Genomic DNA, 25,756 nt, shown 5'->3' with positions numbered 1-25,756 from the left:
TTGCTCCTTTTTTACTTTAATCAAGATTTATTTTTTACGGTATGCTTCTTGGCATTCAGGCGCATCGCAGTAACCATATAAATTCAAAGAGTGACCTGTTAAAACAAAACCAAGTTGTTCAGCAACATTATGTTGTTCTTGTTCAATCAAATCATTGTGGAATTCAACAACTTTGTTGCAGTTCTGGCAGACCATATGATCGTGGTGATCATCTTGCATGATTTCGAATACAGAGTGATTATTCTCGAAATGATGACGTTGGATAATACCAGCAGCTTCAAACTGAGTTAACACACGATATACAGTTGCTAGACCGACATCTTCGCCTTTCTCAAGTAAGGTCTTATAGATATCTTCCGCGCTCAAATGATGCTGTCTTGAATTTTCTAATAATTCCAAAATCTTGATTCGTGGAAGGGTAACTTTAAGTCCAGCTTTGCGTAAATCTTGATTTGAAATAGGCATATAAAAAGGTCTCTCAACAAATTTTAAGTTGGAATATGCAACAGAGTTGAGATGCAGTATGATCTATCCTTGGATCAATTGCATCATAATTAATTTGGGATAGTGTAGCAAAATGCAAAAAATCATGCTGACGTTATTCGTCGCTTCTTTACTGGGTGGTTGTTCTGTCTTTGGTGTATACAAAGTTGATATTCCTCAAGGAACACCATTAACCCAAGCGCAAGCTTCAAAAATTCAAGTCGGGATGACTTACCAACAAGTTCGTTTTTTACTTGGTAGCCCAACCATTTCAGATCCTTTGAATCCTTTACGTTGGGATTACATCTACAATTATACCCCAGGTACATATGCTAAAAAAGCAAATATTCCTGCAACTCAAGGTCAGCATCTAAAAGTATATTTCGATGGTTCTGGCGTCGTGAATAAAATCGAAGGTTTAGAAACTATCCCAGAAACTCAACCTGGTTTACCAGGTTCGAAAGATGCGATTTTGAACGCGCCACCACTATAAAGAATTAGACATAAAAGAAAACCCCTCAAAGAGGGGTTTTTCATATCATTTCAATTGTTTAAAGCGATTGCCACGACAATAGCGCCCAACTGGATTCGCTGCCGCTCGCTTACGGCGTATATCTTTTGGATTAATCGTTAATGCCCGATAGATTTCCACCCGATCACCTGCTTGCAAAACATGCGATTGATCTTGTACTTTCGTCCCAAAAATTCCAACAGCATACTCGTCTGGCAACTGCGTACACGACGCGATACCACTTTGTGTAATAGCATCCGCAACAGACATGCCTTCCACAAATTCAAGTTCAATGTGAAACTGCTGGTCTACAGCAGCATAAGCAACCCAAACTTTTGCATTTTGGATCATGGTAACAATTGACCTAAGTAAGAAATCATTGCAACCACAATTGCTAAAGGTGTCACAATACGTACAGCCACACGCCAGATATTATAAAAAGCTTCATTACTAAAATTCAGCGCTTTACGTAAATGACTAATTTTCATGATCCAACCCACGAAAATTGCATAGATTAAACAAATGCTTAATCCCCAAAGCATTAAAATCGGAGTTAAAAATAGATCGGCTGCAGGGAATACCCAAATTAAAAGTGGTGCAAGCAATAAAATATATTGCACCGCTTGTGCTAATCCACGATGTACGAGTTGTTCCTTGCCAAGTTGCAGGAGTAAAGCTACTGCAAATATTGTCGCGATTAAAACGATATATGCTGGAATTGCAGCACTAATTGCAAAATATCCAAATCCAGCCACAGCCACCAGTTGCGCTAGCCAAATCGGTAAAGTTTTTGGCGTTGCAGCATCTTGTTTCTCTTGATTAAGATTTGTCTGCCAATACAATCCAAGCCCGAGACCAGAAGCCACTAAAGCGAGAATAGTTGCATTACCCCACTCTTTAAACTCAACAGGAGTCAGCTGCCACTCATTAACTTGGACACCAAAAACTTGAGCCGCGATTAAACTTGCAATCGTTGCAATCGCAGTAAGTACAACCAATACAGAACGTTGAAGAAATGATAAACTAAATGCAATGAATGCTGCGATACCCATCAAAATATTTGAACCAATACCAAAATCATTTTGTTGTGCTACAGCATTAGAAGTATTAAGTAATATACCGCCCGCTAAGAATGGAATAAAAATCACAGCAAGCCAACCAACCACTCTCCAACGTTGGTGCGCATCGGCTTCACGGGTCAATTTTGATAATGCGTTCAGCGCTGATGTTTGAGCTCGTTTCGCCAATCCAATTTCTAAATAGATAATTGGCAACGCTAAAAACAACATCGTTGCAAACCAAAGCAACCAAAAATCGAGTTGTCGATCAATTTGCAAGCCTAAGCTTGGTGCCAGACCCACAATAATGATAAATGATAAACAAAATGCCATCAGCGGCGATAACCATCGTGACATAGCGGTGTCCTGCATGAGGTATTCCATTAAAAAGTTTTACGCTATTTTGCCTAGCTCAATCATTAAAATCAAAGTCTGGCGTTAAAAAAGTAAGTGTAGATCTTAGCCACTTCACATTAAATTTTTAATACTGATCCGCGCGAGTAACACGCTTCAAGCTTGGGTCACGAGCTTCTCTGACTAATCGCTCAACGTGAGTTATGGTACGTAGTGTTGGCTTACCATCCTGAAATAAAATCATTTCGCCGGGCGTATATGCAAACCAAGCTTCATTATCTGTTAATGGTTCTGTCGTAATTACAGCCACACGATCTTCAGGTGTCGTGACCTGACTAAAATCGACTTCAACATCAATATCAATTAATCGTGCAGGTTGAAATGGATATTCGCGAACAATCCAGTGTAATTTTGTGGTCGCATAACTATACAAAGCCTGTCCATTTGATAAACAAAAATTGAATGTCCCATGCTCTGCTATTGTTGGCGAAATTTCTTCTAAAGCATGAAATACATCTTGGACACTTGGCTCTACATAACCAAACTTTTGTACGAGATGTTCTAATAAATAACAAAATGCAAGCTCACTATCTGTATTACCTACTGGTGTGAACTGTCCCGACAACCTTGGATGAAAATCATGCAGATCACCATTATGCGCGAAAATCCATTGTCTCCCCCACAATTCACGAATAAACGGATGAGAATTTTCTAAAGTAATTTTTCCCTGTGTTGCTTTACGAATATGCGCAATGACATTACGCGATTTAATCGGATAATTACGAACGAATTCTGCAATTGGAGACTCGACTGCAGATTGGTTATCAACAAATAAGCGGCATGCCTTATCCTCAAAGAAAGCAATGCCAAAACCGTCTGAATGATCTGACGTTATTCCAGCGCGCTGAGAAAAACCACGAAAAGAAAACGTAATATCCGTAGGGGTGGCACAATTCATTCCAAGTAGTTGGCACATAATCTTTCATTTTGCTTTAGTTATCAGTTTTATTGTGCATCAGCCTTATAGATGTTGCAAATATGAATATGGCAATTGAATATGTTTTATACCGGATATATGGGACATAAAACGATTATTCTTATCAAACAAAAAGCCACCGAAGTGACTTTTTATTATGTGATTATGAGTTAGTGCGCCGACTTAGAACGATTGGTAATCAATGTTCCAACACCGTGATCCGTAAAAATTTCCAATAAAGTCGCATGTGGAACACGACCATCCACAATATGCGCGCTCACTACACCACCTTTCACCGCATCAAGCGCACATCCCACTTTCGGAATCATACCGCCGTAGATCACACCTGTATCGATCAAGCAATCAACTTCTTGTGTTGTTAATCCTGTGAGTAGGTTTTTATTCTCGTCCAATACACCACTGATATTCGTAAGAAGAATTAACTTTTCTGCACCCAAAGCTTCAGCAACTTTACCAGCAACTAAATCCGCATTGATATTATAAGTGTTACCTTCCTCATCAACACCGAGTGGCGCAATCACTGGAATAAAATCACTTTGAGTGAACATTTCCAGAACGTCAGTTTTTACACCGACCACTTCACCCACTAACCCAAGATCAATTTGTTGAACAGATCCATCCTCTTGGTTTTTTTCCATCAACAACTTTTGAGCACGAATTAAGTTACCGTCTTTACCCGTTAATCCAATTGCACGACCACCATGTTGATTGATCAAATTCACAATAGACTTATTTACACTTCCGCCCAACACCATTTCTACAACTTCCATAGTTGCAGGATCAGTTACACGCATTCCATCAATACGGTCTGATTCACGCCCAAGTTGTTTCAAAAATGAATCGACTTGAGGACCACCACCATGAACCACAACCGGATTAAGACCAACTGTTTTCAGAAGCACGATATCACGGGCAAACGAACTTTCTAATGCAGGATCAGTCATTGCATTGCCGCCATATTTCACTACAAGTGTTTTACCTGTAAATCTTTGGATGTATGGCAAAGCTTCTGTCAAAATTTGAGCTTTGTCGATGCCAGTGTGTTGGTGTGGCATTCGCCTCTCCTTCATTCCTACATTAGTGTGCATTCAAAATACTTTGAGCAAGCACAGGATATTTTTCATTTAAAATTTTTACAAAATGCTGGCGAATTTCATAAAGTTTTGATGGACTATCTGCATCAAACCGTACCGTGAAGTATTCACCAGTATTTGATGCTCGCATAATGCCAAATCCGTAGTCAAAATCAAGGCGAATACCATCGATTTTACTCATTTTAGCCCCAGTACTTTTACAATTCTGCTCTATCAAGGCTAAGACGTCTTGCGGATTTGCATCTTGAGTTTCAATGTAGGTATCTTCAGTACCAAAGCGATCTGGAAATTGGGCGAGATATTCAGATAGCGTGATATTGAGTTGACTCAATGCCTCCATGACCCGTAATGCTGCATAAATACCATCATCGTAACCAAAACCACGACCATCATTAAAAACATAATGACCCGCATATTCTCCCCCAAAAACAGCTCGACCTTTGGACTGGGAAATATAACGGCGCATAAAACTGCTGCCAGTACGAATCATTTTTGCGATGCCTTGTAATTGTTCAATGGTTTTTGACACCATCGTTGAACATTTTACGTCATAAACAATTTCATGATGAGGATGCTGACTTAAACATAATGATGCGAATAATGCTAACAAGCGATCAGCAGACACAATGTGAGCATTTTCGTCCAAAATGACGGCACGATCACCATCACCATCAAGAGCAATCCCTAAATCCGCCTGATGCAACAAAATTTTTTCTTTTAGCTGCGTCAAATGCTTCGCTTGTGAAGGGTCTGGAGGATGATCTGGAAACTCTCCATTTTCATGACAACGTATTGAAATGACTTCACATCCCATTTTTTGTAGCACTAAATCAGCACAACGCCCAGCGGCACCATGCATACCATCTAATACAACCTTGAGAGGGCGCTTTAATTGAATATCCTTGAGCAAAGCATGCTGATAAGCCAAGCAATACTCTGATTTAATCTGATGTGTGAGTTGAGGTGGCGTTGGAAGCTGATCATGTTGAAAATAGAAACCTTCCGCATATTCCCCAACATTTTGAATCATGTCTGGACAAGGTGGTTCGTATTCAATAATCCATTTAATCCCATTATCATGTTTAGGGTTATGACTCGCGGTCACCATGATGCCATTGCCATTTTTATGTCGAGCAGCAAAATACATTTGTGGGGTTGAACAACATCCAATGTTCTCGACATTCATCCCTTGTTTTTTGAAGACTGATTCAATAATCCAAGCAAAAGTAGGCCCAGTCAATCGAGCATCGTAACCTAGCACAATACTTTTCTGGCCACGTGATTGATACTGAGCAGCGAGCCCATGCGCAATCGCATAAATTGTTCTTGTATCCAATTGACTGACTTTTCCGCGAATATCATAAGCGCGGAAAATTTGTCTTGGAAAAATAAGTGGTTGGGTATTCATTCTTAATTAACACCGTTGACTGCTGAGTCAGAACAGCGTGATGAGAGTTGATCCAAATAAATTTTGAATATATTGAGTAATAAAAAATATCGTTATTCTTTATATAACGTGTACCAATTTCAATTTATATAATCTTTGTTAATATTTTGCAACATATAAATAAAAGCCTGATTTTACAGGCTTTTATCCAAAATACTATTGTTTTCCAGTGTGTCCAAATCCACCAGCTCCTCGTTCACTTGCCTTGAATTCGTCAACTAAATCAAATTCAGCATGTAAAACAGGAACCAATACGTATTGAGCCAATCGCTCACCCGGCTCTAATGTAAATGCATTTTGACTGCGGTTCCAAACTGAAACCATTAATTCACCTTGATAATCTGAATCAATTAGACCGACGAGATTTCCTAATACAATCCCGTGTTTATGGCCTAAGCCAGAACGAGGCAAAATCAAACCCGCATAACTTGGGTCTTCGATATAAATTGCCATACCTGTTTTAACTAGAACAGTCTGACCAGGCTCAATAGTGATTGCTTCATCTACACATGCACGTAAATCTAAACCTGCTGATCCTGTTGTTGCATAAGTAGGTAATGGCCATTCTTGACCAAGTCGTTGGTCGAGTACTTTCACTTGAACTTTCATATTCAATCCTGTTTTTAAATGTAATTAACGTTTGAGTAAAGCTTTCAGATTTTGCAGATAATGCTGTGCCTGTAATTTTGGATCGATATTTTCAGCCAATTTCTTTTTTCGACCTAGCCAATCGACTTCATCTTGTGGCAATTCGTCCAAGAAGCGACTTGGTGTCATTTGTTTCATCTGACCACCATTTTTACGCTGTTCTGCAAGCGTCAAAGTCAGACCTTGTTTGGCACGTGTAATACCAACGTACATCAGTCGACGTTCTTCTTCGATGGTGTCAGCCACAATTGAATTCTTGTGCGGAAGCAACTCTTCCTCAAGCCCCATAATATAAACAAATGGGAATTCCAGGCCTTTAGAAGCATGCAAAGTCAGTAAGTTTACTTTATCGATATCTTCATCTTCTTGCTGTTGCTCCAACATATCCAGCAACACCATCTTACGAATGACACTTTCGATATTTTTTTCATCGACATCTTCAGCACGATTGATCAAACTTTGAATACTGCTATAAAGCACTTCAATATTGTCAATTTTAGTTTTTTCTTGTGCTGGCGTCGCTGCCGTTTCTTTGATGTAGTCGATATATCCTGCCTCAACCATCATTTGGCGGACTTTAGGCACAGGTTCATCATCATCTAACAGTTCACGCGTAAAACCTTCGATAAAATCAGCAAACTCAGCCAATTGAGATGTCGCCTTCTTCGGTAATACCATACTTAGGCGCTGATCATTCGCGGCACCTAGTAAAGAAAGATTATTCTCTTGCGCAAATAAACCTAGTTTTTCTAAAGTCACAGGTCCTATGGCACGTTTAGGTGTGTTAATAATGCGTAAGAAAGCACTGTCATCTTCAGGGTTAATAATGAGACGTAGATAGCTCATAATATCCTTGATTTCAGCACGACCAAAGAACGACTGACCACCAGAAAGTTTGTAGGGAATCTGCATCTGACGAAGTTGTGTTTCTAAAACACGTGCTTGGAAGTTTCCACGGTATAACACGGCGTAATCTTTCCAATTTTTGCCATTCATCAATTTATGAGTCAGCAAATCTTTAACAACACGTTCCGCTTCATCATCATCATTACGACAAGTAATAATACGGATCACCTCACCATGTCCTTTATCACTCCACAATTTTTTATCAAAAATATGTGGGTTATTCTCAATCACATGGTTTGCAGCTTTTAAAATACGACTGGTTGAACGATAGTTTTGCTCAAGCTTAATGACTTTTAAATTGGGGAAATCTTCCTTCAATAAGGCCATGTTTTCTGGCTTTGCCCCCCGCCAAGCATAAATTGATTGGTCATCATCTCCTACAGCCGTAAATTGTCCCATGACACCAACAAGCAGTTTGACCAAGATATATTGGGCGGTATTGGTATCTTGATATTCATCAACCAATAAATAACGTACACGGTTTTGCCATTTATCACGGACTTCAGCATTTTCTTGAAGAAGGCGTGTCGGCATTACGATTAAATCGTCAAAATCGACCGCATTATAGGCACGTAAATTACGCTCATAAAGTTGATAGAGATGCGCAAATTGAACATCTTCAGCCGTTTCACAAGTCGTATGTGCTTGCTCAGGCAAAATTAGATCGTTTTTCCAATCTGAGATCATCTTCATCGCTTTTGCGATCAGCTCTTTACTTTCTGCACCAGACAAATTATCTCGGTGCATTAAATCCATTAAAATACGCTTACAGTCATCAGCATCTAAAATAGAAAAGTTTGCTTTAAGTGGCGTATGTTTTAATTCTAGTCTTAATAAATTCAAACCAAAGGTGTGAAAGGTAGAAACAGATAAACCCTTTCCATCCTCTTTACCAAGCAATTTACCGACACGCTCTTTCATCTCTCGTGCAGCTTTGTTGGTAAATGTCATCGCAGTAATACGATGTGCTGGTATACCGCATTTTTTTACTAAATATGCAATTTTCTGCGTGATTACAGAGGTTTTACCTGAGCCTGCCCCAGCAAGTACTAACAAGGGTCCTTGAGTGTATTTCATGGCTTCAAGTTGCTTGTCGTTCAAATGACTGGCTGATGACATATTCTTTCCTCTTTTCCTTCAGCGCTCGATTATAGTCATCTGCTTCGAATATGACTAACGTTAAATTTCATGAAGGTATGTTTGAATAAATTTCAGACATAAAAAAACCACCCGAAGGTGGCTCTTTTTTGATCATGTATTATTGAACTGCGTAAACAGCAATCTCTACACGACGGTTTTGTTCTTTACCTGCTGCAGTTGTATTATCAGCAATTGGGTTTGAAGAACCTAAACCTTGAGCATTAATACGTGCTGTAGAAACACCCTTAGATGCTAAATAGCTAGCAACAGATTGAGCACGTGCTTGTGACAATGGGATGTTAATCGCATCATTACCTGAACTATCAGTATAACCAGTTACAAGGATACCGCTCTTGTTGTCTTCAGTTAAAACTTGTGCAACACGGTTTAAAGTGTCATAGAAGTTTGGCTTGATATTTGATTTATTTGTATCAAACGTAATAGCACCTGGCATTACTAAGTTAATAGAGCCATCTGGATTACGGTTTACATCAATACCTGTACCAGCAGTGGCTTGGCGTAATTTTTTCTCTTTATTGTCGAGATATACACCTGCAGCACCACCTAATACAGCACCAATCGCTGCTGCACGGTTATTTTGACGGCTAGTGTTCGCATTACCTTTAGAAACACCGTAACCAGCTGCTGCACCAATTAAAGTACCCAATGCAGTTTTGTCATACTCGACGCCACCAATATTGTTACCAGTTGTTTGACAACCAGAAAGTACCATTGCCCCAACCACTGCAGCTGAAATAGCTAATGCACGCATGGGATGACTCCTTTTATATGTTTTTGTATGTGATGAATAATGATTTGTTAGAAACAATTTAACCATTACTATTTTGTTAATAATAAACAGTTTATTAACAATATGTAATCTTTTGTAGCATCTTTCGTTAATGCTTCATCATATTTTATACATAGTTAAGAAAACGGGCTTTGTGATTTGAGCGACTCGATTTATAGTGTTTTAAAAATTTCAATCACATGCAATCACTTTTTAGGACTGTGCAATGGCAGCAGAGAAGCAGAAACAACCTATTTTAAAAAAAATTTCTAAGGGTTTAACCGTAGGTTCTGTGATCACAGGAAGTACATTTTTTCGTGGCCCACCAATTCTTGCATTAGGTTTGACTAAACTCGTAAAAAAATCATCAAAAATCGATGAAACCAATATCAATATCGCCAATGGTTGGATTGGTACGAATAACTGGCTCATTGAAAAAGTTCTCCCTGAGCTTAAATGGCACATCACGATTGATGAAGATCTAGATCTCAATCTACAAGGTCGTTACATCATGACCTGTAATCACCAAAGCTGGGTGGATACAACTGTTACTCAATATTTTGGTCTTAAACGTATGCCGCTCACACGTTTTTTTACGAAATGGGAACTCATTTTTATTCCTTTTGTTGGGCAAGCATTCAAGATTCTTGGTTTTCCTATGATGAAGCGTCATACCAAAGCGCAAATCGAAAAAAATCCTGCGCTGAAATATCGTGATATGGAAGAAGCGCGTAAATCGTGTGAACAACTGCTCAGCCAACCTTTTACCTTGTTAAATTATTTAGAAGGTACGCGCTATACGCCCGAAAAACAAGCTCAACAAAAATCTCCGTATAAAAATTTACTCAAGCCTAAAGCGGGTGGTCTAGCACTTGCCCTAAATATTCTAGGAAGTGAAATTGATGCACTAGTCGATATGACCATTGTCTATCCAGATGGTGTGCCAGGTTATGGAGATTTTTGGTTAGGAGAAGTTTCTCAAATTGCCGTGAATTTAAGAAAAATTGAAATTCCTGCTTGGGTGCATGGCGGCAATTATGAGGATGATGCCGACTATCGCGCTCGTTTCCAAAAATGGGTTGATGAGCTTTGGACAGAAAAAGATCAGTTAATTACACAGTTAAAACAACAGCTTCAAGCTGAATCTGTAAATTAAGCTGTCCTCAGAATGTATTGCATATGACAGAACGCATGACTAATTCTCGAAAAACTTTCCGTCCACAGCGTCATGACACGTTATTTTGGAAGATGTTCCTGATTTATGACATCTTTATGATGCTCATTATTTTAGTCAATTTGTTTTGTCTATGTGCCAATGCATTTTTAATGAGTAATTTTGGCTCATGGGTATTTGACACGGTTCAATTACCTCAAATTCTGGAGTTTTATAAATCCGAGCTTCACCCATGGGTCATCATTACCGAAAGTTGGTTTATCACATTTTTAATTGTTGAACTCGCTGTAAGATGGCTGATTGCAATCGTCAATAAACATCATCAGCGTTGGTTTTTCTTTCCCTTCATTCATTGGTATGAAATATTAGCCATTATCCCTTACCTTCGCTTTTTACGTTTAATTCGTGTCGGAGTGATTGCCTATAGACTGCATGAGCTAGGCTATAAAGTCATACCTAATAAATGGTTCAGACGTCTTAATTTTTACTATAACGTGATCATGGAAGAGCTCTCTGATCGTGTGGTGATTACTGTCATTGATAGTGTAAAAAAAGAGTTAGACACTAGCTCAACCCATAAAAAAATCATTCATGATCTGGTGAATCACCATCGAGACATGTTTGCCACGACATTAGCGCAAGTCTTACAAGAATCTTTAGCAACCGAATTAAAACTTCAAAAAGATAATATCTCGCAAGGCGTTGGTCACATTGTCATTAAAGCAATTGAAGACACACCAGAGCTAACACAGCTCTTAAAGCTGATTCCATTGGTGGGTGGTCGTATAGAACAGCAAATCCACAACATTGGTCAACGATTAGGTGAAAATATTACCGACGGTTTAGTTGAACCTTTTATTTCTGGAACCATTGATAAACCGAATGCGCATTATCAACTCATTGCTGAAAAAATTAGCCAGCTCAATATTGATAATCATGCATTAGAACAACTCGTTGAATCTGTCGTTTATGAAAGTCTTGAGTCTTTAAGAAAACAGGTGGCAGTAAAACAATGGCAAATAGAGTTATCAAAAAACAATCAAGTCAAGGAATGATCATTTCTCTATTAATTTAATATATCCGCTAGAGAATTCTTGAGAATTGAACTAGCATTTGCACAATTAACAATTTTTACTTCGATTATAAAGCGGGAAGCAAGCAAGGAATGAATATGGCAGATATTCGGATTACCGGTAGAATGGTGAATTTTACCCGAATTACCTTTGACACCAATGATCATAATGTTATCCGCCAACAATTAAGTGCCATGATGAGTGAAACCTCTTATGAAGGTGCGCTTGTCATTCTAGACACAACCGTTGAACAAGAACTTATTGGACTCATTCAATTGGTCATCAGTTTAGGGTTACAGCCCATGGCTGTCGTTGATGGTTTAATGGGTGATGAAGCACGTGCGATCCAATTCCCAGTTCTTGCGGCTGATCGTCCTTTGCAGCGCATCAAAGCAACAAAAGAACAAGTGGTAGAAGCCCCAGCAAATACCCCTGAAGCTGAGAAGGCTCCAACACACATAGCTCCTGCAACCACACATAAAACTTCGTATCACGATGAAGTGCTTAGAACAGGACAATGTCTGGTACAAGATCACGGCGATATTATTTTAACTGCTGGAATTAATAGTGGCTCTGAAATCATCGCTTCAGGAAATATACATATTTATGGCTCTGCTCGTGGTAGAGTCATCGCCGGCGCCGGTGGCAATACAGCAGCACGAATTTTCTGTCATGTTTTAGAAGCTGAATTAGTATCTATCGCAGGAACATATTGTGTTGCAGATGATATTCCACCACATATGCTAAAAAAGTCAGTACATATCTATTTAAATGATGCTCAAGAGCTTGTCTTTGAAGCACTCGAATTTTAATGTATAACTAAACATGAGAACCCCTATAGTATTGGGGATAAACATAACAGGAGTGGATTCGGTGGCGAAAATTGTTGTCGTAACATCAGGTAAAGGTGGCGTAGGTAAAACAACTACCAGTGCATCTTTTGCAACAGGTTTAGCCCTTCGTGGCCACAAAACTGTTGTAATCGATTTTGACGTAGGTTTACGTAACCTCGACCTTATCATGGGTTGTGAGCGTCGTGTTGTTTATGATTTTGTGAATGTATTAAATAACGAAGCGAGATTACAACAAGCACTTATTCGCGATAAAGAAATCGAAAATCTATATATTTTACCTGCATCACAAACCCGTGATAAAGATGCGTTGACCGATGAAGGTGTTGCACGTGTTATGGACGAACTTTCTCAAGAGTTCGACTACATCATTTGTGACTCTCCTGCAGGTATTGAACGTGGTGCGATTTTAGCAATGTACCATGCTGATGAAGCAATCATTGTAACGAACCCTGAAATTTCATCTGTCCGAGATTCCGATCGTATTATTGGTATGTTGGACAGTAAAACGAAGAAAGTAGAAAATAACGAAGGTCGTATTCGTAAGCATCTTTGTATCACACGCTTCAACCCTGAACGTGCTGACAAGCAAGAAATGTTAACAGTCGATGATATTTCTAAAGATATCCTTCGCGTGCCAACGCTCGGTGTAATTCCTGAATGTAAAAGCGTGTTACAAGCTTCGAATGAAGGTAAGCCTGTTATTCTTTATACTGAAGAAGCAGCTGGACAAGCTTATGACGATCTTGTTGCACGCTTCCTTGGTGAAGAACGTCCATATCGTCACATCTCTGTGAAGCCGAAAGGCTGGTTAGCACGTTTATTTGGAGCATAAAGATGGCAGGATTCTGGAGTAAACTTTTTAGTAGTGATGACAAACCATCAAGTGCACAAACAGCTAAAGATCGCTTAAAAGTTATCGTGGCATCTGAAAATGGTCTAGGTAAGCGTTTAAGCCAAGATAAAATTGATTTAATGAAAAAAGAAATCATGCAAGTTGTGAATCGTTATGTGCGTGGTGTAGATGAACAGCATATACAAATGTCGGTTCGATCAGAAGCAAATATCGAAATGCTAGAAATGAATATCAATTTGCCTGAAGAACGTTAATCTGATTTTTGATTAGTCAAGCAAATTGAATCAGGGCAAAATATGAGAGTGGCAGAAATAGGCTATTAGCTATATTCCGCCCACTTGAAGCAGAGCTTCAAGTCTTGCGACTAGACAAAGCAGTGCTTTGCTCATCTAGTCTCATATTTTGCCCTTTTTTATTGATTAAAAATACCAAGGAGATTGTGATGGCATTATCACAGCCAGCCACGTTCAATGAAGAATGGTCAGACGAGCGTGTTTTTGCCTATTTAAATCAGTTACCTCCTGAAGGTGTAAACGCTGATTTTCATGTTCTCTATCATGCTTTTAAACATATGCGTGCTAATGACTATGAGCGTTTACTCACTAAATTTATAGCAGATGGTCGTGATCTTAACGCTCAAAATCCTGAAGGCAAACGTATTCATGATGTGATCGCAGAATTCCCACGCCAAAGTGCAGAATTCCTTGCTGTTTTAGCAAAATTTGCCTAAAAAACAGATAAAAAAGCCCGCTTGAGCAGGCTTTTTTGATTTAAATCTATCTTATACCTGTTAAAAAATAGTTTCGTATTAAGGTTACTTTTACGTTTGGGTGAAACTTAGATTATTTCCATTGCCAACCCAATGCAATAGCACCACCAACATCACCTTGTGAACTTGCGGTTCCAGATGCTTTATAGACAAAGCGATTCGTTTCAGAAACCCCACTAAATCCAATGGCAATACCTTGCTCACCATCCCATGTACCAGCAGCTGCACTGAACATACTTGCACCAGCATAAGTTGGCTGGGGTAATGAAGCGACAGCCAAAGATGCTGCAATAGCTGCTCGAGTGTCACGTCGTTCATCGGCAAAACTCTGTTCTAAAGCATTTACACGTCGACTAGTATACTCATTGGCCTGATTCAATATTTCATTGGTTCGTATATTCGTATATTCCTGTGCATCGCTCAAAACTTTCTGATCTGCTTGACGCATTTGTTTTACATTGACTGCGTCGGTATCCACTGTACCTGCTGCCACATTAACAATTTGGCGCTGTTGCGTAGAGGAACCCACTGAAACCGTATTGTCCCGATCGGTAGACGAAGCATTTCCTAAAAGAACAGCATTATTTGCGTCAGACGTTATATTATTCCCAAGAGCTACAGTACTATTTCCTGAAATATTGTTGAAATTACCAACTGAATGTGTATTTTCACCCGTAACCGTATTGTGATTTCCTAAAGCTGTTGCATGTTCACCAGCGACTTGTGATTCAGCCCCAATTACAATACTCTCACGACCCGATGCTACTGATGAACTTCCGATTGCAAGAGCATCTTCACCTGTTGCATTTGGTAATATTGCATTTTCACTAGGATTTGTTCCAACAGATATTACGACAGTTCCACCACTAGCCAAAGACGTTAGCCACTGTTGTTCGGTGCCATTAAAGCCATTTTGTACAGCAATCTCAAAAGCACTAAATCCTTGATCACCTTTGTCACCTTTTAAGCCTTGAAGTCCTTGATCACCTTGATCTCCCTTATCACCTTTCAATCCTTGAGGACCTTGGTCACCTTTATCTCCTTTGAGTGACGTCAGCCAATCTTGCTCTGTTCCTACAAATCCATTATTCACCGCCACTTGGTAAGCACTATCACCTTGTGGTCCTACACCGCCACCAGGTCCACCGCTTGTACCTGGTATACCTTGATCCCCTTTGTCACCTTTCAATCCTTGTGGACCTTGATCACCTTTATCTCCCTTATCGCCTTTTTCACCTTTTAATGATGTAAGCCAATCTGTTTCAGAGCCCTCAAATCCATTATTCACAGCAACTTCGTACGCACTTGCTCCAGCTGGTCCTGTTGCACCCGTGCCTGCTCCACTGCCTGCACCATTATTTTCGAGTGCAGACACTCGGTCTTTTAACGCTGTAAATTCAATATCAATCCCTCCAATAGTTTGATTTATGTTTTGGTATGTATTGCCTTGCATTTCAAATGAAAGGGGCATCACACTCCCCTGAAACATAGTCACTTCACTACCTACTATTCTTTGTAAAGCTTGTGTCAATTGATCAACATTAATAGCATCATGAGTATCTAAACCTTTCGCTAAGTTCATGATTCGGCGTTTTAATTGATCACTACCGACTGAAATAACATTCTCTCGATCTGCAACCGATGCACTACCTAAAGCAACAGAGTTGCTCGCATAAACCTGACTCAGCTCACCTATCGCGACTGACTCTATTACTGGTCGATCATCATTTGGTCTTGATCGAATAATAATTGAACCACCGACAGCCACATTTTTGCTACCATCCACATTACTGTCGGAGGCAATTACATAAGAATTCGTCGCATCAACCTCATTAAATCTACCAAAAATCATCGAGCCATTACTTGCGACATCATGAGTATTATTCATACCAACAACAACAGATTTTACAGACGAGTTTAAATTTGAAATACCTATAGAGATACCCCCTTCAGCAGTATTTGAACTACCGATCGCAATACTCCCTTCCCCCTTAACCACTTGATTATTACCAATGGCAATATTACTTGTATGATGCGTTGTGTTTTGATTTCCAATGACCACATTATTTTGCGTTGTCGTTACAGCGTTTGGTGTCACCGTATTATTCAAACCAAAAACAGTATGATTCATCCCAATATTGACGTTATTGCTTTGTCCCATAACCACACTGCTCGGTGCAACCACTGAGTTATTTTCACCACAGATGAAAGATGTAGTGTCTGAATTCGTCGCTGTGCCTGTTGAACCCTCACATTCATCAGCTTGCACCTGACTCGTCATTGCGGTTAATGCCCCAATTAAAATCAGATAACCTGTCGTCATTCCAATATTTTTTAAAGATTGTGCAAAACGTGTACGTCCAAGTTCCCCTGTTACGACTAATTTTCCATTACGATTACGGATAACTCGGTATATATGGTTCATGTAATTCCCCTTAGTTTTTGACATGGCCATGTCACTTGCAAATATTCCCTAGCTTGCAAGAAAGACTTTTTATATTCAGGAAAATCAAACCATAAAGCTGATAATGCCGAAGCCCCCCTTAAAGGGGGGATGAAAAAATGATTAATATTTACTTTTTTATCTCAATTTTTTTTAAAAAATCTATAATTTGAATTTGTTATAATCAAAACAGTTCAATCGAAGATGAATTCAATAAGTTTTCGTAAAAGTGATCGAACAAGGCGTGGCACCCTCCACCGCCTGAGAAATCTTTGCTGTACTCAACTTCCGCTACTTACCATTGCGCCCAGTATTTTTGACTATTTAAATTTTTTGATTCCACATGATGCCTACGGTATGGCACTAACCTATCCAAATGGTGAACCTTATATCCTGTATTACAAAAATCTTAACCCTCAGTCGATGAGGTATGTGCAAGAAAATACTGAATTATTCTTAAACTTAAAAACCGAAAGCCATATCCGCTGGCTCAACTGCCCTATGTTACCCAAAGTCGGAAATCTTTTACGCCCAGATGATCCTTATTTTCATAGCTTAACCTACCAGATGATTGTGCGCCAAAGCGGTCTTCACCATACACTAGATCTAAGATTAGAACGCAATCATATTCCTGCAGGAGGTATTACCCTCTATAGGCGTATGTCACAACCCTTCCAATTACAAGATCATCGTTTATTAGAACAAGCTGGTGTCTATATCGAATATGCGCTTAACAATCAAATGGAGGATGGCGATGATGTAATTGAATCGGATCAAGCGTTGTTAATCGTAAATTCTCAAAATGAGTTAGTCATGATGACCGATGCTGCAAAGGATTTATTGAATCTCTTCCCGATACATTATGAATTTTGGGAACCATATAAAGCGTTGCCAAAATCATGCTATCAAGTCATCAATGAGCTTAAATATGGGCAACAAATCCCCAAGCTTAGTTTGACCATTCCTAATGGAATATTAACCCTTCGTGCTGAATGGTTAAGTAGTCAAAATACAACCGATACAAATATCGCCTTATACTTAAAGCGCTCATTACCACGCTCCCTCATTATTTTAAAAAAACTAGAAGCACTTGATCTATCACCCCGAGAATGCCAAGTGGCTTTTTCGTTAATTACAGGCATGAATAAAAGTGAAATTTTACAAAAATTATCCATTAGCCCTGCGGTATTTAAAGATTGTGTCAAGTCAGTTTATCAAAGCTTGAATGTTCACTCTGTCAGTGAACTGATCACATTTGCCAGCCAATGGACTACCCCCAAAAACAACACTTTTTTGAGTTAAATAAAAAAAAGCAACCTATGGTTGCTTTTTCTGAGTCAGTCTTCGTTAAACTAAAATTTCACGTTTACCATTTGCGCCCATTGCACTCACGATACCGTTTTCTTCCATTTGGTCAATAATACGTGCGGCACGATTATAACCAAGACTAAACTTACGCTGTAAAGATGAAGTGGATGCTTTGCGGGTTTCTAAAACAAAAGCAACACATTGATCATAAAGTGCGTCACGGTCTGAAGCACCATCCCCATCTTCAAAGCCACGTGATGCTGGCTCTTCATCAAATGGGGTGAGAATTTCATCCACATAGTTTGGTGCACCACGCTCACGCCATGCATCACAAATACGGTTCACTTCGTCATCGGCAATAAATGCACCATGCACACGCTCAGGCTCAATTTTACCTGGTCCTAAGAACAGCATATCACCATGTCCAAGCAAATCTTCTGCACCACCCGCATCCAAAATCGTACGCGAGTCAATTTTAGAGTTTACACGTAGCGCAACACGCGTCGGTATATTTGCCTTAATTAAGCCTGTGATTACATCGACGGATGGACGCTGTGTCGCAAGTAATAAATGAATGCCTGCAGCACGTGATTTTTGAGCTAGACGAGTGATCATCTCTTCCGCCTTCTTACCCACCTGCATGATCATGTCGGCAAATTCGTCCGCCACAATGACAATAGATGGCAATGGCGTTAAGCGTGGAGGACGTTCACCTGCAACTGACTCACTGGCTTTCCAAGTTGGATCAAATAGATCTTCACCATTGGCAATTGCTTCTTCAACTTTACGGTTATAGTCACTCAATTTACGTATTTTTAAGAACGACATCAGCTTATAACGACGTTCCATCTCATTCACACACCAATTTAAAGCGCTGACTGCATCTTTCATGTCAGTCACAACTGGTGTAAGTAGATGTGGAATATCATTATAGTTCGCCAATTCAAGTTGTTTAGGATCAATCAAAATAAGACGCAATTGATCTGGCGTATATTTTAAAAGCATCGATAGAATCATCGAGTTTACAGCAACAGATTTACCTGAACCTGTGGTACCCGCAACCAACATATGTGGTGCCTTACCTAACTCAGTAATGACTGGGTTACCAGAAATGTCTTTACCCATGGCCATGGATAAGATTCCATCTGGATCCTTAAATTTTGGAATTTGTACCAATTCAATCAGGCGCACCATCTCACGTGTGCTATTCGGAACTTCAATTCCAATGTAAGGTTTTCCTGGGATCACCTCAACCACACGTACTGATGCCATCGACATTGATCGTGCTAAGTCACGAGAAATATTAGTTACTTTCGAGGCTTTCACACCAGGAGCAAGATCTAGTTCAAATCTGGTCACGACTGGACCCGGTTGAGCTTCAATCACTTTCGCTTTAACATTAAATTCTTGTAATTTAATTTCTAACAGTTCTGATAATCTTGATAATTGCTCTGCAGTGAAGTTTACTTTTTTGTTTGGGTCTACTTCATCAAGTAAATCCAAACCAGGAAGTGGTGATAAATCTTTACGGCGCTCTGCAACTTGCATTGCACGAGACATTGGACGACCAGCAGCATCTGTTAATGGCGCATCGAAATCAAACTCATCCTCTTCAACTTCAGGCTTACCTACCGTTTCTTGCCAAGCTTCTCTAAAAGCATCTTTATCTGAAGATATACGTAGTTTTTCCTCATCACTCACTTTAGTAACAGGAATTGATGATCCCTCTTGCTCAACAATGTTTTGTGGTGATGGGGCAATAGTGTCTTGCTCTGATTCATATTCCGCGAATGTATCTGACTTAGGTGAAGTCATAAATTTAATATTTGGCGTCACCAAATTTGGACGCTTGACCTCTGGATTAGACAAAGCTTCTGCTTCATCCGCAAGTGATGCAAGACCATCAAGCTCAGAAGCTAACAAATCTGCTTTAGTGATCGCTTCCGCAGCTGCGCTCGATTGACTTGCGTATACAGCACTTGCACCAATAGCTGAGGTATTTTGGATTAGGGATGCTGTATTTTGATCATCAGCAGATTGACCTGAAGGATTTGTTTGATGATGAAAAGGAGTATGAATATCTTTGGCATGCTGTCCTTGTGGAACAACTTCAAGCAATTCATCAAAGATTTGATCATCATTCCAGTCCAAAGCAGTATCTTGAACAGTTGAGCGCTGCTCTACTCGAACGTTTTTACTTAAATCATTAATTTCTGAAGTACGTTGATCAAACTGATCCTCCTCTGCTGCGCGCAAAAGCTCATCAATTTCTCTTTTATGATCTTCATCGCTATGCAAGGCTTTCCAAACTTCACCCGTTGGAACAATACGTTGACTCTCACGCTCTAACTCATGCGCTTTCGCGATGGTACGCTCGAGCTCTGCCTCATCATCTTCATCAAAACGATGATTTTGTTGAGACTCTTGGAAACGCATATCTTCAAATAGTCTTTCAGCAGTACGTTCATGACGCACTTGTAATTGATCTTTCTCTTCTAAATGATCGACATCATTGAGCTCAGCTTGATGAGGGACTGGGGCTGAACCTTTTAGATGAGGTTCAATTTCTTTTTTCGCTTTTGGCTGAGTCGTCAAATCATAAGCTGATTCAGTCTCAGGTACATTTTTATAGAACAAATCTTGCAAATAAGCGGGTGTCGCTTTCAAAGTAGACCATGTCTTGTTCCACTGAATACCAAAAGCCAGTGTGATTAGAACGATGCTAAGTACGATCAGAAAAAAAACGGCGCCATAAATCGTCAGAAGCTGTTTTAAACTCTCACCCAATTCGTAACCAATGATTCCACCTGAAGCGTTAGCAAGCGTATCTGCAGGCACTGACCAAAGTAAATAAAACAAACTCGCGACGGTAAGTAGAATGAAAAATTGAGCAGCAAAACGAAATGGACGACTCAAAAAACTTCTTGGCCACCACACTTGAATCGCTTCAATGAATAAATAAATTGGAATCAGTAAACTTGCCCAGCCCAGAAATCCAAATAAGAGATCTGCAATCCAAGCACCTGCGACACCACTTGCATTTGAAACTTGTTGAGTATCACTCGAAATATGCATCCAACCCGGATCAAATGGCGTATAAGTCACTGTTGCTAAAAACAGATAAATACCAAATGATATTAAGAAGAATGTTAAAACTAAGCGCTGTGCATATACACTCGACACCGCAGTCATATACTGTCCTGTAAACGATTATTCATTAATGTTCTAATGTTGAAATGGAACAATTTCTTCATTATAGAAAACTTACTATTATGCACCTGTTCATTAAAAAAAGGTGCAGCTTTCTAAGGTTTCCTTGTTAACACTTTTAACTATATAGCTCAATTCGATTTAGTTGATCAATATAATCCACATTCATTCCACACAACTGTGGTGAAGTTTCACGTATAATTTTCAGTAAGTCGATATATCAAATTAAAAGGATGCTTATACATGAGCGCTCGTCACTCAAGATTGATTATTTTAGGTTCTGGTCCTGCAGGTTATAGCGCAGCTGTATATGCTGCACGAGCAAATTTAAAACCAACTTTGATCGCTGGTATGCAATTGGGTGGTCAGCTCACCACAACTACAGAAGTTGATAACTGGCCTGGTGATCCTGAAGGCTTAACAGGTCCTGCTTTAATGGAGCGTATGCAAGCTCACGCAGAACGTTTTGGTACTGAATTGGTTTACGATCACATTAATGAAGTTGACTTAAATGTACGTCCATTCGTTTTAAAAGGTGATATGGAAGAATACACGTGTGATGCTTTGATCATTGCAACAGGCGCTACGGCTCAATACTTAGGATTAGAATCCGAAGCTGCTTATATGGGTCAAGGTGTGAGTGCGTGTGCAACTTGTGATGGTTTCTTCTATAAAAATCAAAAAGTCATGGTTGTCGGTGGTGGTAACACTGCGGTTGAAGAAGCGCTTTATTTATCAAACATTGCTTCACATGTAACACTTGTACATCGTCGCGATAAATTACGTTCTGAAAAAATCCTTCAAGATCATATTTTTGCAAAAGAGAAAGAAGGCAAAATCAGCATCATCTGGAACCATGAAGTTGAAGAAGTACTTGGTAACCCTCAAGATGGCGTTACTAGTGTTCGTTTGAAATCTACAACTGATACTACAACACAAAACGTTGAAGTGACTGGATTGTTCGTCGCTATAGGTCACAAACCTAATACTGCAATGTTTGAAGGTCAGCTTGAACTACGTGATGGTTATATCCAAGTTCAAAGTGGTACACGTGGTAATGCAACTGCGACTTCTGTTGAAGGCGTATTTGCTGCAGGTGATGTTGCAGACAATATCTACCGCCAAGCAATTACATCAGCAGGTTCAGGTTGTATGGCTGCTTTAGACGCTGAGAAATATTTAGACAACTAATATTTATTTAAAAACCCAAAAAATCACCTTCGGGTGGTTTTTTTATTCTTTCAACTTGGCATAATCATTTTAAACATTTTTATCTTCGGTTTTTCATTATTATTTTTAGAACTTAATCCCTATGCTCCCTCCTTCTGAATTTATTTTCCCTAATCCAATTGAATCCGATCCCGAAGGTCAAGGACTAATCTGTATAGGTGCTGACCTCTCCCCTTCTACATTATTTGAAGCTTATACACATGGTTTATTTCCTTGGTTTTCCGAAGGTGAGCCGATCTGCTGGTGGAGTCCAGAACCTCGCTGTATTATCTACCCTTCGTCATACCATCCAAGTAAATCACTCATTCGTAACATGAAAAAACATGATTATACGATTACCATTAACCGTGATTTTGAACATGTGATACGTTCTTGCTCATTACCACGAAGTTATGCCAATGAAACATGGATTAATGAAGATATCATTCAGGGTTACTGTTCATTATTTGAGTCAGGCTATGCATATAGTGTCGAAGTACGCAGAGAAAATTCGATTGTCGGCGGGCTGTATGGTGTCTCTATAGGTCAGGGTATTTTTGGTGAATCCATGTTTAGTCGAGAGACTGATGTTTCAAAAATGGCTTTTTATACCCTCATGTTGATCAGCCTTGAAAACCAGGCACCCTGGGTTGACTGTCAATTGGTGAATGATCATCTCATGAGCTTAGGTGCTTGCACAATTTCTCGCCAAGACTACCTTAATTCGTTACAAGATGTGATAAAACAGCCTCAGATTGATTGGCAAAAGTATAAAGACGGTGTATTTTCAAGTAAAACAATAGCATTTGATCAACGACTCATGGATTGAGAAATAGGAGGGACAACATGAATTCTTATCAACCCCAGTCCCTATTAAATGAACTGCAGTATTACATTACACCACCGCATGACTGCAGTTATCTTCCCGAGAAATCAGCACGGATGGTTTTTTTAGATCCTGCTCATAAAATCGACGTTGTAACTTTATCAGAATTGTCTCGTGTAGGATTTCGAAGAAGCGGAGATTTTGTCTATCGACCTGAATGTCATTTGTGTCGACAATGCCTTTCATGTCGTGTACCTGTTGATGCTTTTAAAATGAACAGTCAACAAAAGAAAGCTTGGAAACGTAATCAAGACTTAGAAGTTAGAATAACCCAAACTCAAGATGCTACTGATTTACACTATCAACTCTATGAACGTTACATCAATGAGCGTCATTCAGATGGAGATATGTTCCCCCCTAGCTATGATCAATTCGAGAAGTTTTTGATTCACAGTTGTAGCAATAGTTTCTTTATAGAACTTTGGAAAGATGATCGACTCATTTGTGTCTCAACCTGCGATGTATTAGATGATGGAGTATCCGCCGTCTATACATTTTTTGATCCAGATGAATCCAAACGTTCTTTAGGTGTTTTTGCAGTCCTTAAGCAAATTGAATATGTAAAGCAGCACAATCAAGAGTTTGTATATTTAGGATATTGGGTACCCCATTCATTCAAAATGAACTATAAGTCCCAATATGCGCCTTTTGAATTATTACTGGATGGTCAATGGCGACGTGTGAATAAAATGCTCAGCAACGAAGAAATCGATCAATTAGGTCATATGCTGATGACGACACTTCCCTCTGAATGGAATAACTTTATTGTAAAGTAAGGTATTGAATTTTGTCACTTGAATAAATCTGCAAAATTATCACTGCATGCCTTTACCATAATGATGGCATGCTCTTTTCCACCATCTAATGTTGGATAATAGTTTTTACGCATATCAATTTGATGAAATCCGGATTTCTCATATAGTGCAATCGCAGCCTTATTACTTTCTCGGACCTCTAAAAAGATTTGTACGGGATCATTATTGAGTTGAGCCATTGAAGCTTCAAGCAATTGATATCCCAACCCTTTTCCACGCATTTTCGGATGAACTGCCATCAACAGCAAATTTGCTTCATCCAATACAGGCTGTAAAATACAGAAACCAACAACACGATTCTGGTATTCAATCACTGTGGATTGATATGAATCAACCGCTTCTGAAAATTGTTTTTTTGTCCAAGGATGCGTTTGCCCCAAACTTTCAATTTCATATACCACATCAACATCTGATGTCAGCATCGGTCGAATCATAATCACTACATTACATTTTTTAAGTCAGTACATTATAGAAAGTTCGAAAATAAATGAAATAAAAAAAGGCAGCTTACGCTGCCCGAATGCACAAAAGTAAATACTTAAAAACCGAGTTTTGCTTTCCATGTTGCCAATAAACCTACGGTATCCAAATCATTCGGATGGAAGCCTGGTTTAAAGTAAGCCAACATTTCCTTACCCATACCAGAAATAATGCCTTTAGATGGACTATATCCATAGGTATAGATATCTTTCAAAGATGCAATATTTAACTGTTTATCGTCTTTCAATAAACGCGCTACAAAATAAGTCTGCACCATGAATAGCACAACCATTGCTGCCACTAAAGAAGATGTTCGAGCAAGATAAGATTTGATTCCTTTACCGAACACACCTTCAAATACATCATATGCGACAGCCTTATGCTCATTTTCTTCAATGGCATGCCAAGCCCACATCGTCGCCATTGTTTCATCAGTCATTAATGCTTGAATATGTTCGTTACGCAATAATTCTGAGGCAATGGTTGCTGTAAAATGTTCTAGCGCAGTCGTTCCCATCAGATCGATCATTTCTTGTGAAATACCAAATGGTTTCATAACGGTGCTAGCTGACTTACGAAAAGTTTGAATGACCGTATCTGTGGCTTTTTCAAGTGCAGCAACATCATGACCAAATTTTTGTGCTGATGCATTAAAGCCAGCATGCTCATGTGTATGCATTGCTTCCTGACCAATAAATGCTGAAATCTCTTTTTGGAGATCTTCATTATCTTTAATGGCTGGATGTTGGCGAACCGCACGGACTGAATCGATAAAGAATTTTTCACCTGCAGGAAATAATGCAGATAACGCTGTCATGAAATGAGTTAGTCCTGCTGAACCATTCATCCAATATTCTGGTACGTGATCAAAATCAAATTGCATACGACGTACTGGAAATGATGCACCGGCACGATTTGTAATATTTACTTTAGCATTCATTGCTGGACTCCTATTCGGGATCTATCCAAATCTAGTTTTATGATTCTTTTCATTACTTCATCTTAGTGATTTATTATTTTTATGATAAATGCCTTATAGGTCACATCATTATCAGTTAAGGACAGCTTACAACTCTTATTGTCTAACAATTTTATAGATTCCATAAAAAAACGCCCCAAAGGGGCGTTTCTTTCACACAATCAATACTTATGCAGTTACTTTAGCAACAACACCAGCACCAACTGTACGACCACCTTCACGGATCGCAAAACGTAGACCTGGGTCCATTGCGATTGGGTGGATTAATTCTACTG

25 protein-coding genes are annotated in these 25,756 nt (G+C 39.3%); 11 read left to right on the top strand and 14 right to left on the bottom strand.

Going from position 1 to position 25,756, the window contains the following annotated elements; translation table 11 throughout:
* Positions 1-27: 27 nt before the first annotated feature.
* Complete coding sequence (gene fur, locus AC1M87_RS12320; protein WP_481593837.1) at positions 28-465, bottom strand: ferric iron uptake transcriptional regulator; 438 nt, start codon at positions 463-465, stop codon at positions 28-30.
* Between the two features lie 112 nt (positions 466-577).
* Here fur and AC1M87_RS12315 point away from each other — a divergent pair, with 112 nt between their 5' ends.
* Positions 578-976, top strand: coding sequence for an outer membrane protein assembly factor BamE (locus AC1M87_RS12315; RefSeq protein ID WP_092768200.1), 399 nt, complete (start codon positions 578-580; stop codon positions 974-976).
* A 45-nt stretch (positions 977-1,021) separates the two neighbouring features.
* Here the strand turns inward: AC1M87_RS12315 and AC1M87_RS12310 are convergent, their stop codons facing one another.
* The 8 genes from AC1M87_RS12310 to AC1M87_RS12275 all read right to left on the bottom strand — a co-directional run bounded on the left by AC1M87_RS12310 (position 1,022) and on the right by AC1M87_RS12275 (position 9,410).
* A complete protein-coding gene (locus AC1M87_RS12310) occupies positions 1,022-1,345 on the bottom strand; it encodes an RnfH family protein (protein ID WP_092768198.1) in 324 nt (107 codons plus the stop codon).
* Complete coding sequence (locus AC1M87_RS12305; protein ID WP_481593836.1) at positions 1,342-2,424, bottom strand: hypothetical protein; 1,083 nt, start codon at positions 2,422-2,424, stop codon at positions 1,342-1,344. The genes AC1M87_RS12310 and AC1M87_RS12305 overlap by 4 nt, the downstream gene beginning before the upstream one ends.
* Positions 2,425-2,533: 109 nt before the next feature.
* Positions 2,534-3,382, bottom strand: coding sequence for a class II glutamine amidotransferase (locus AC1M87_RS12300; protein ID WP_481593835.1), 849 nt, complete (start codon positions 3,380-3,382; stop codon positions 2,534-2,536).
* Between the two features lie 170 nt (positions 3,383-3,552).
* Positions 3,553-4,458 carry an acetylglutamate kinase gene (gene argB / locus AC1M87_RS12295; protein WP_481593834.1) on the bottom strand — a complete coding sequence of 302 codons (906 nt, stop codon included), beginning with the start codon at positions 4,456-4,458 and terminating at the stop codon, positions 3,553-3,555.
* A gap of 22 nt (positions 4,459-4,480) precedes the next feature.
* Entirely contained in the window at positions 4,481-5,905 is a 1,425-nt protein-coding gene (locus AC1M87_RS12290; RefSeq protein ID WP_481593833.1) for a phosphomannomutase/phosphoglucomutase, read from the bottom strand.
* A 195-nt stretch (positions 5,906-6,100) separates the two neighbouring features.
* Positions 6,101-6,553, bottom strand: coding sequence for a dUTP diphosphatase (gene dut, locus AC1M87_RS12285; RefSeq protein WP_481593832.1), 453 nt, complete (start codon positions 6,551-6,553; stop codon positions 6,101-6,103).
* A gap of 24 nt (positions 6,554-6,577) precedes the next feature.
* Positions 6,578-8,617 (bottom strand): UvrD-helicase domain-containing protein, encoded by a 2,040-nt coding sequence (locus tag AC1M87_RS12280; RefSeq protein WP_035267404.1) that lies wholly within the window; start codon positions 8,615-8,617, stop codon positions 6,578-6,580.
* A 139-nt stretch (positions 8,618-8,756) separates the two neighbouring features.
* Positions 8,757-9,410, bottom strand: a complete 654-nt coding sequence (locus AC1M87_RS12275; RefSeq protein ID WP_481593831.1) for a YiaD family glycine zipper/OmpA-like lipoprotein — start codon at positions 9,408-9,410, stop codon at positions 8,757-8,759.
* A gap of 244 nt (positions 9,411-9,654) precedes the next feature.
* Between AC1M87_RS12275 and AC1M87_RS12270 the strand changes: the two genes are divergently transcribed.
* The 6 genes from AC1M87_RS12270 (at position 9,655) to AC1M87_RS12245 (ending at position 14,112) form a co-directional block, all read left to right on the top strand.
* The gene (locus tag AC1M87_RS12270; protein ID WP_481593830.1) at positions 9,655-10,584 is read left to right on the top strand and encodes an acyltransferase; all 930 of its coding nucleotides are present in this window, start codon (positions 9,655-9,657) and stop codon (positions 10,582-10,584) included.
* A gap of 35 nt (positions 10,585-10,619) precedes the next feature.
* Entirely contained in the window at positions 10,620-11,657 is a 1,038-nt protein-coding gene (locus tag AC1M87_RS12265; protein WP_416202018.1) for a preprotein translocase subunit SecA, read from the top strand.
* 116 nt (positions 11,658-11,773) lie between these two features.
* Complete coding sequence (minC, locus tag AC1M87_RS12260) at positions 11,774-12,487, top strand: septum site-determining protein MinC (protein ID WP_180000266.1); 714 nt, start codon at positions 11,774-11,776, stop codon at positions 12,485-12,487.
* A gap of 61 nt (positions 12,488-12,548) precedes the next feature.
* Positions 12,549-13,361 (top strand): septum site-determining protein MinD, encoded by an 813-nt coding sequence (gene minD, locus AC1M87_RS12255; RefSeq protein WP_035267390.1) that lies wholly within the window; start codon positions 12,549-12,551, stop codon positions 13,359-13,361.
* A 2-nt stretch (positions 13,362-13,363) separates the two neighbouring features.
* Positions 13,364-13,636 carry a cell division topological specificity factor MinE gene (gene minE / locus AC1M87_RS12250; protein ID WP_035267388.1) on the top strand — a complete coding sequence of 91 codons (273 nt, stop codon included), beginning with the start codon at positions 13,364-13,366 and terminating at the stop codon, positions 13,634-13,636.
* A gap of 188 nt (positions 13,637-13,824) precedes the next feature.
* The gene (locus AC1M87_RS12245; protein ID WP_035267385.1) at positions 13,825-14,112 is read left to right on the top strand and encodes a PA4642 family protein; all 288 of its coding nucleotides are present in this window, start codon (positions 13,825-13,827) and stop codon (positions 14,110-14,112) included.
* 112 nt (positions 14,113-14,224) lie between these two features.
* Here the strand turns inward: AC1M87_RS12245 and AC1M87_RS12240 are convergent, their stop codons facing one another.
* Entirely contained in the window at positions 14,225-16,576 is a 2,352-nt protein-coding gene (locus AC1M87_RS12240) for a YadA-like family protein (protein WP_481593829.1), read from the bottom strand.
* Positions 16,577-16,798: 222 nt separating this feature from the next.
* Between AC1M87_RS12240 and AC1M87_RS12235 the strand changes: the two genes are divergently transcribed.
* Positions 16,799-17,896, top strand: coding sequence for a helix-turn-helix transcriptional regulator (locus AC1M87_RS12235; RefSeq protein ID WP_481593828.1), 1,098 nt, complete (start codon positions 16,799-16,801; stop codon positions 17,894-17,896).
* A 45-nt stretch (positions 17,897-17,941) separates the two neighbouring features.
* Here the strand turns inward: AC1M87_RS12235 and AC1M87_RS12230 are convergent, their stop codons facing one another.
* Positions 17,942-21,094, bottom strand: coding sequence for a DNA translocase FtsK 4TM domain-containing protein (locus AC1M87_RS12230; protein WP_481593827.1), 3,153 nt, complete (start codon positions 21,092-21,094; stop codon positions 17,942-17,944).
* A 261-nt stretch (positions 21,095-21,355) separates the two neighbouring features.
* Between AC1M87_RS12230 and trxB the strand changes: the two genes are divergently transcribed.
* From trxB to AC1M87_RS12215, 3 genes are all read left to right on the top strand, one after another.
* Positions 21,356-22,303, top strand: a complete 948-nt coding sequence (trxB, locus tag AC1M87_RS12225; protein ID WP_481593826.1) for a thioredoxin-disulfide reductase — start codon at positions 21,356-21,358, stop codon at positions 22,301-22,303.
* A gap of 115 nt (positions 22,304-22,418) precedes the next feature.
* Positions 22,419-23,150, top strand: a complete 732-nt coding sequence (gene aat / locus AC1M87_RS12220; protein WP_481587889.1) for a leucyl/phenylalanyl-tRNA--protein transferase — start codon at positions 22,419-22,421, stop codon at positions 23,148-23,150.
* Positions 23,151-23,167: 17 nt separating this feature from the next.
* Positions 23,168-23,983 carry an arginyltransferase gene (locus AC1M87_RS12215; RefSeq protein ID WP_180028761.1) on the top strand — a complete coding sequence of 272 codons (816 nt, stop codon included), beginning with the start codon at positions 23,168-23,170 and terminating at the stop codon, positions 23,981-23,983.
* A 14-nt stretch (positions 23,984-23,997) separates the two neighbouring features.
* Here the strand turns inward: AC1M87_RS12215 and rimI are convergent, their stop codons facing one another.
* The 3 genes from rimI to AC1M87_RS12200 form a co-directional block, all read right to left on the bottom strand.
* Positions 23,998-24,456: a ribosomal protein S18-alanine N-acetyltransferase gene (rimI, locus tag AC1M87_RS12210; protein WP_481593825.1), complete on the bottom strand. Its 459-nt coding sequence runs from the start codon at positions 24,454-24,456 to the stop codon at positions 23,998-24,000.
* 104 nt (positions 24,457-24,560) lie between these two features.
* Positions 24,561-25,442 (bottom strand): metal-dependent hydrolase, encoded by an 882-nt coding sequence (locus tag AC1M87_RS12205; protein ID WP_035267371.1) that lies wholly within the window; start codon positions 25,440-25,442, stop codon positions 24,561-24,563.
* A gap of 207 nt (positions 25,443-25,649) precedes the next feature.
* On the bottom strand, positions 25,650-25,756 hold a 107-nt coding region (locus AC1M87_RS12200), incomplete at its 5' end, for an EF-Tu C-terminal domain-related protein (RefSeq protein WP_074166867.1).

The sequence above is a fragment of the Acinetobacter sp. 24-47-62 genome (assembly GCF_056779765.1).
The sequence above is the reverse complement of the archived record's forward strand: the minus strand, read 5'-3'. Positions and strand labels throughout refer to the sequence as shown.

Excerpts from the sequence above, each read along its gene's own strand:
- fur (WP_481593837.1), bottom strand. The coding sequence starts at position 465 with ATGCCTATTTCAAATCAAGATTTACGCAAAGCTGGACTTAAAGTTACC.
- AC1M87_RS12315 (WP_092768200.1), top strand. The coding sequence starts at position 578 with ATGCAAAAAATCATGCTGACGTTATTCGTCGCTTCTTTACTGGGTGGT.
- AC1M87_RS12310 (WP_092768198.1), bottom strand. The coding sequence starts at position 1,345 with ATGATCCAAAATGCAAAAGTTTGGGTTGCTTATGCTGCTGTAGACCAG.
- AC1M87_RS12305 (WP_481593836.1), bottom strand. The coding sequence starts at position 2,424 with ATGCAGGACACCGCTATGTCACGATGGTTATCGCCGCTGATGGCATTT.
- AC1M87_RS12300 (WP_481593835.1), bottom strand. The coding sequence starts at position 3,382 with ATGTGCCAACTACTTGGAATGAATTGTGCCACCCCTACGGATATTACG.
- argB (WP_481593834.1), bottom strand. The coding sequence starts at position 4,458 with ATGCCACACCAACACACTGGCATCGACAAAGCTCAAATTTTGACAGAA.
- AC1M87_RS12290 (WP_481593833.1), bottom strand. The coding sequence starts at position 5,905 with ATGAATACCCAACCACTTATTTTTCCAAGACAAATTTTCCGCGCTTAT.
- dut (WP_481593832.1), bottom strand. The coding sequence starts at position 6,553 with ATGAAAGTTCAAGTGAAAGTACTCGACCAACGACTTGGTCAAGAATGG.
- AC1M87_RS12280 (WP_035267404.1), bottom strand. The coding sequence starts at position 8,617 with ATGTCATCAGCCAGTCATTTGAACGACAAGCAACTTGAAGCCATGAAA.
- AC1M87_RS12275 (WP_481593831.1), bottom strand. The coding sequence starts at position 9,410 with ATGCGTGCATTAGCTATTTCAGCTGCAGTGGTTGGGGCAATGGTACTT.
- AC1M87_RS12270 (WP_481593830.1), top strand. The coding sequence starts at position 9,655 with ATGGCAGCAGAGAAGCAGAAACAACCTATTTTAAAAAAAATTTCTAAG.
- AC1M87_RS12265 (WP_416202018.1), top strand. The coding sequence starts at position 10,620 with ATGACTAATTCTCGAAAAACTTTCCGTCCACAGCGTCATGACACGTTA.
- minC (WP_180000266.1), top strand. The coding sequence starts at position 11,774 with ATGGCAGATATTCGGATTACCGGTAGAATGGTGAATTTTACCCGAATT.
- minE (WP_035267388.1), top strand. The coding sequence starts at position 13,364 with ATGGCAGGATTCTGGAGTAAACTTTTTAGTAGTGATGACAAACCATCA.
- AC1M87_RS12245 (WP_035267385.1), top strand. The coding sequence starts at position 13,825 with ATGGCATTATCACAGCCAGCCACGTTCAATGAAGAATGGTCAGACGAG.
- AC1M87_RS12240 (WP_481593829.1), bottom strand. The coding sequence starts at position 16,576 with ATGAACCATATATACCGAGTTATCCGTAATCGTAATGGAAAATTAGTC.
- AC1M87_RS12235 (WP_481593828.1), top strand. The coding sequence starts at position 16,799 with ATGAATTCAATAAGTTTTCGTAAAAGTGATCGAACAAGGCGTGGCACC.
- AC1M87_RS12230 (WP_481593827.1), bottom strand. The coding sequence starts at position 21,094 with ATGACTGCGGTGTCGAGTGTATATGCACAGCGCTTAGTTTTAACATTC.
- trxB (WP_481593826.1), top strand. The coding sequence starts at position 21,356 with ATGAGCGCTCGTCACTCAAGATTGATTATTTTAGGTTCTGGTCCTGCA.
- AC1M87_RS12215 (WP_180028761.1), top strand. The coding sequence starts at position 23,168 with ATGAATTCTTATCAACCCCAGTCCCTATTAAATGAACTGCAGTATTAC.
- rimI (WP_481593825.1), bottom strand. The coding sequence starts at position 24,456 with ATGATTCGACCGATGCTGACATCAGATGTTGATGTGGTATATGAAATT.
- AC1M87_RS12205 (WP_035267371.1), bottom strand. The coding sequence starts at position 25,442 with ATGAATGCTAAAGTAAATATTACAAATCGTGCCGGTGCATCATTTCCA.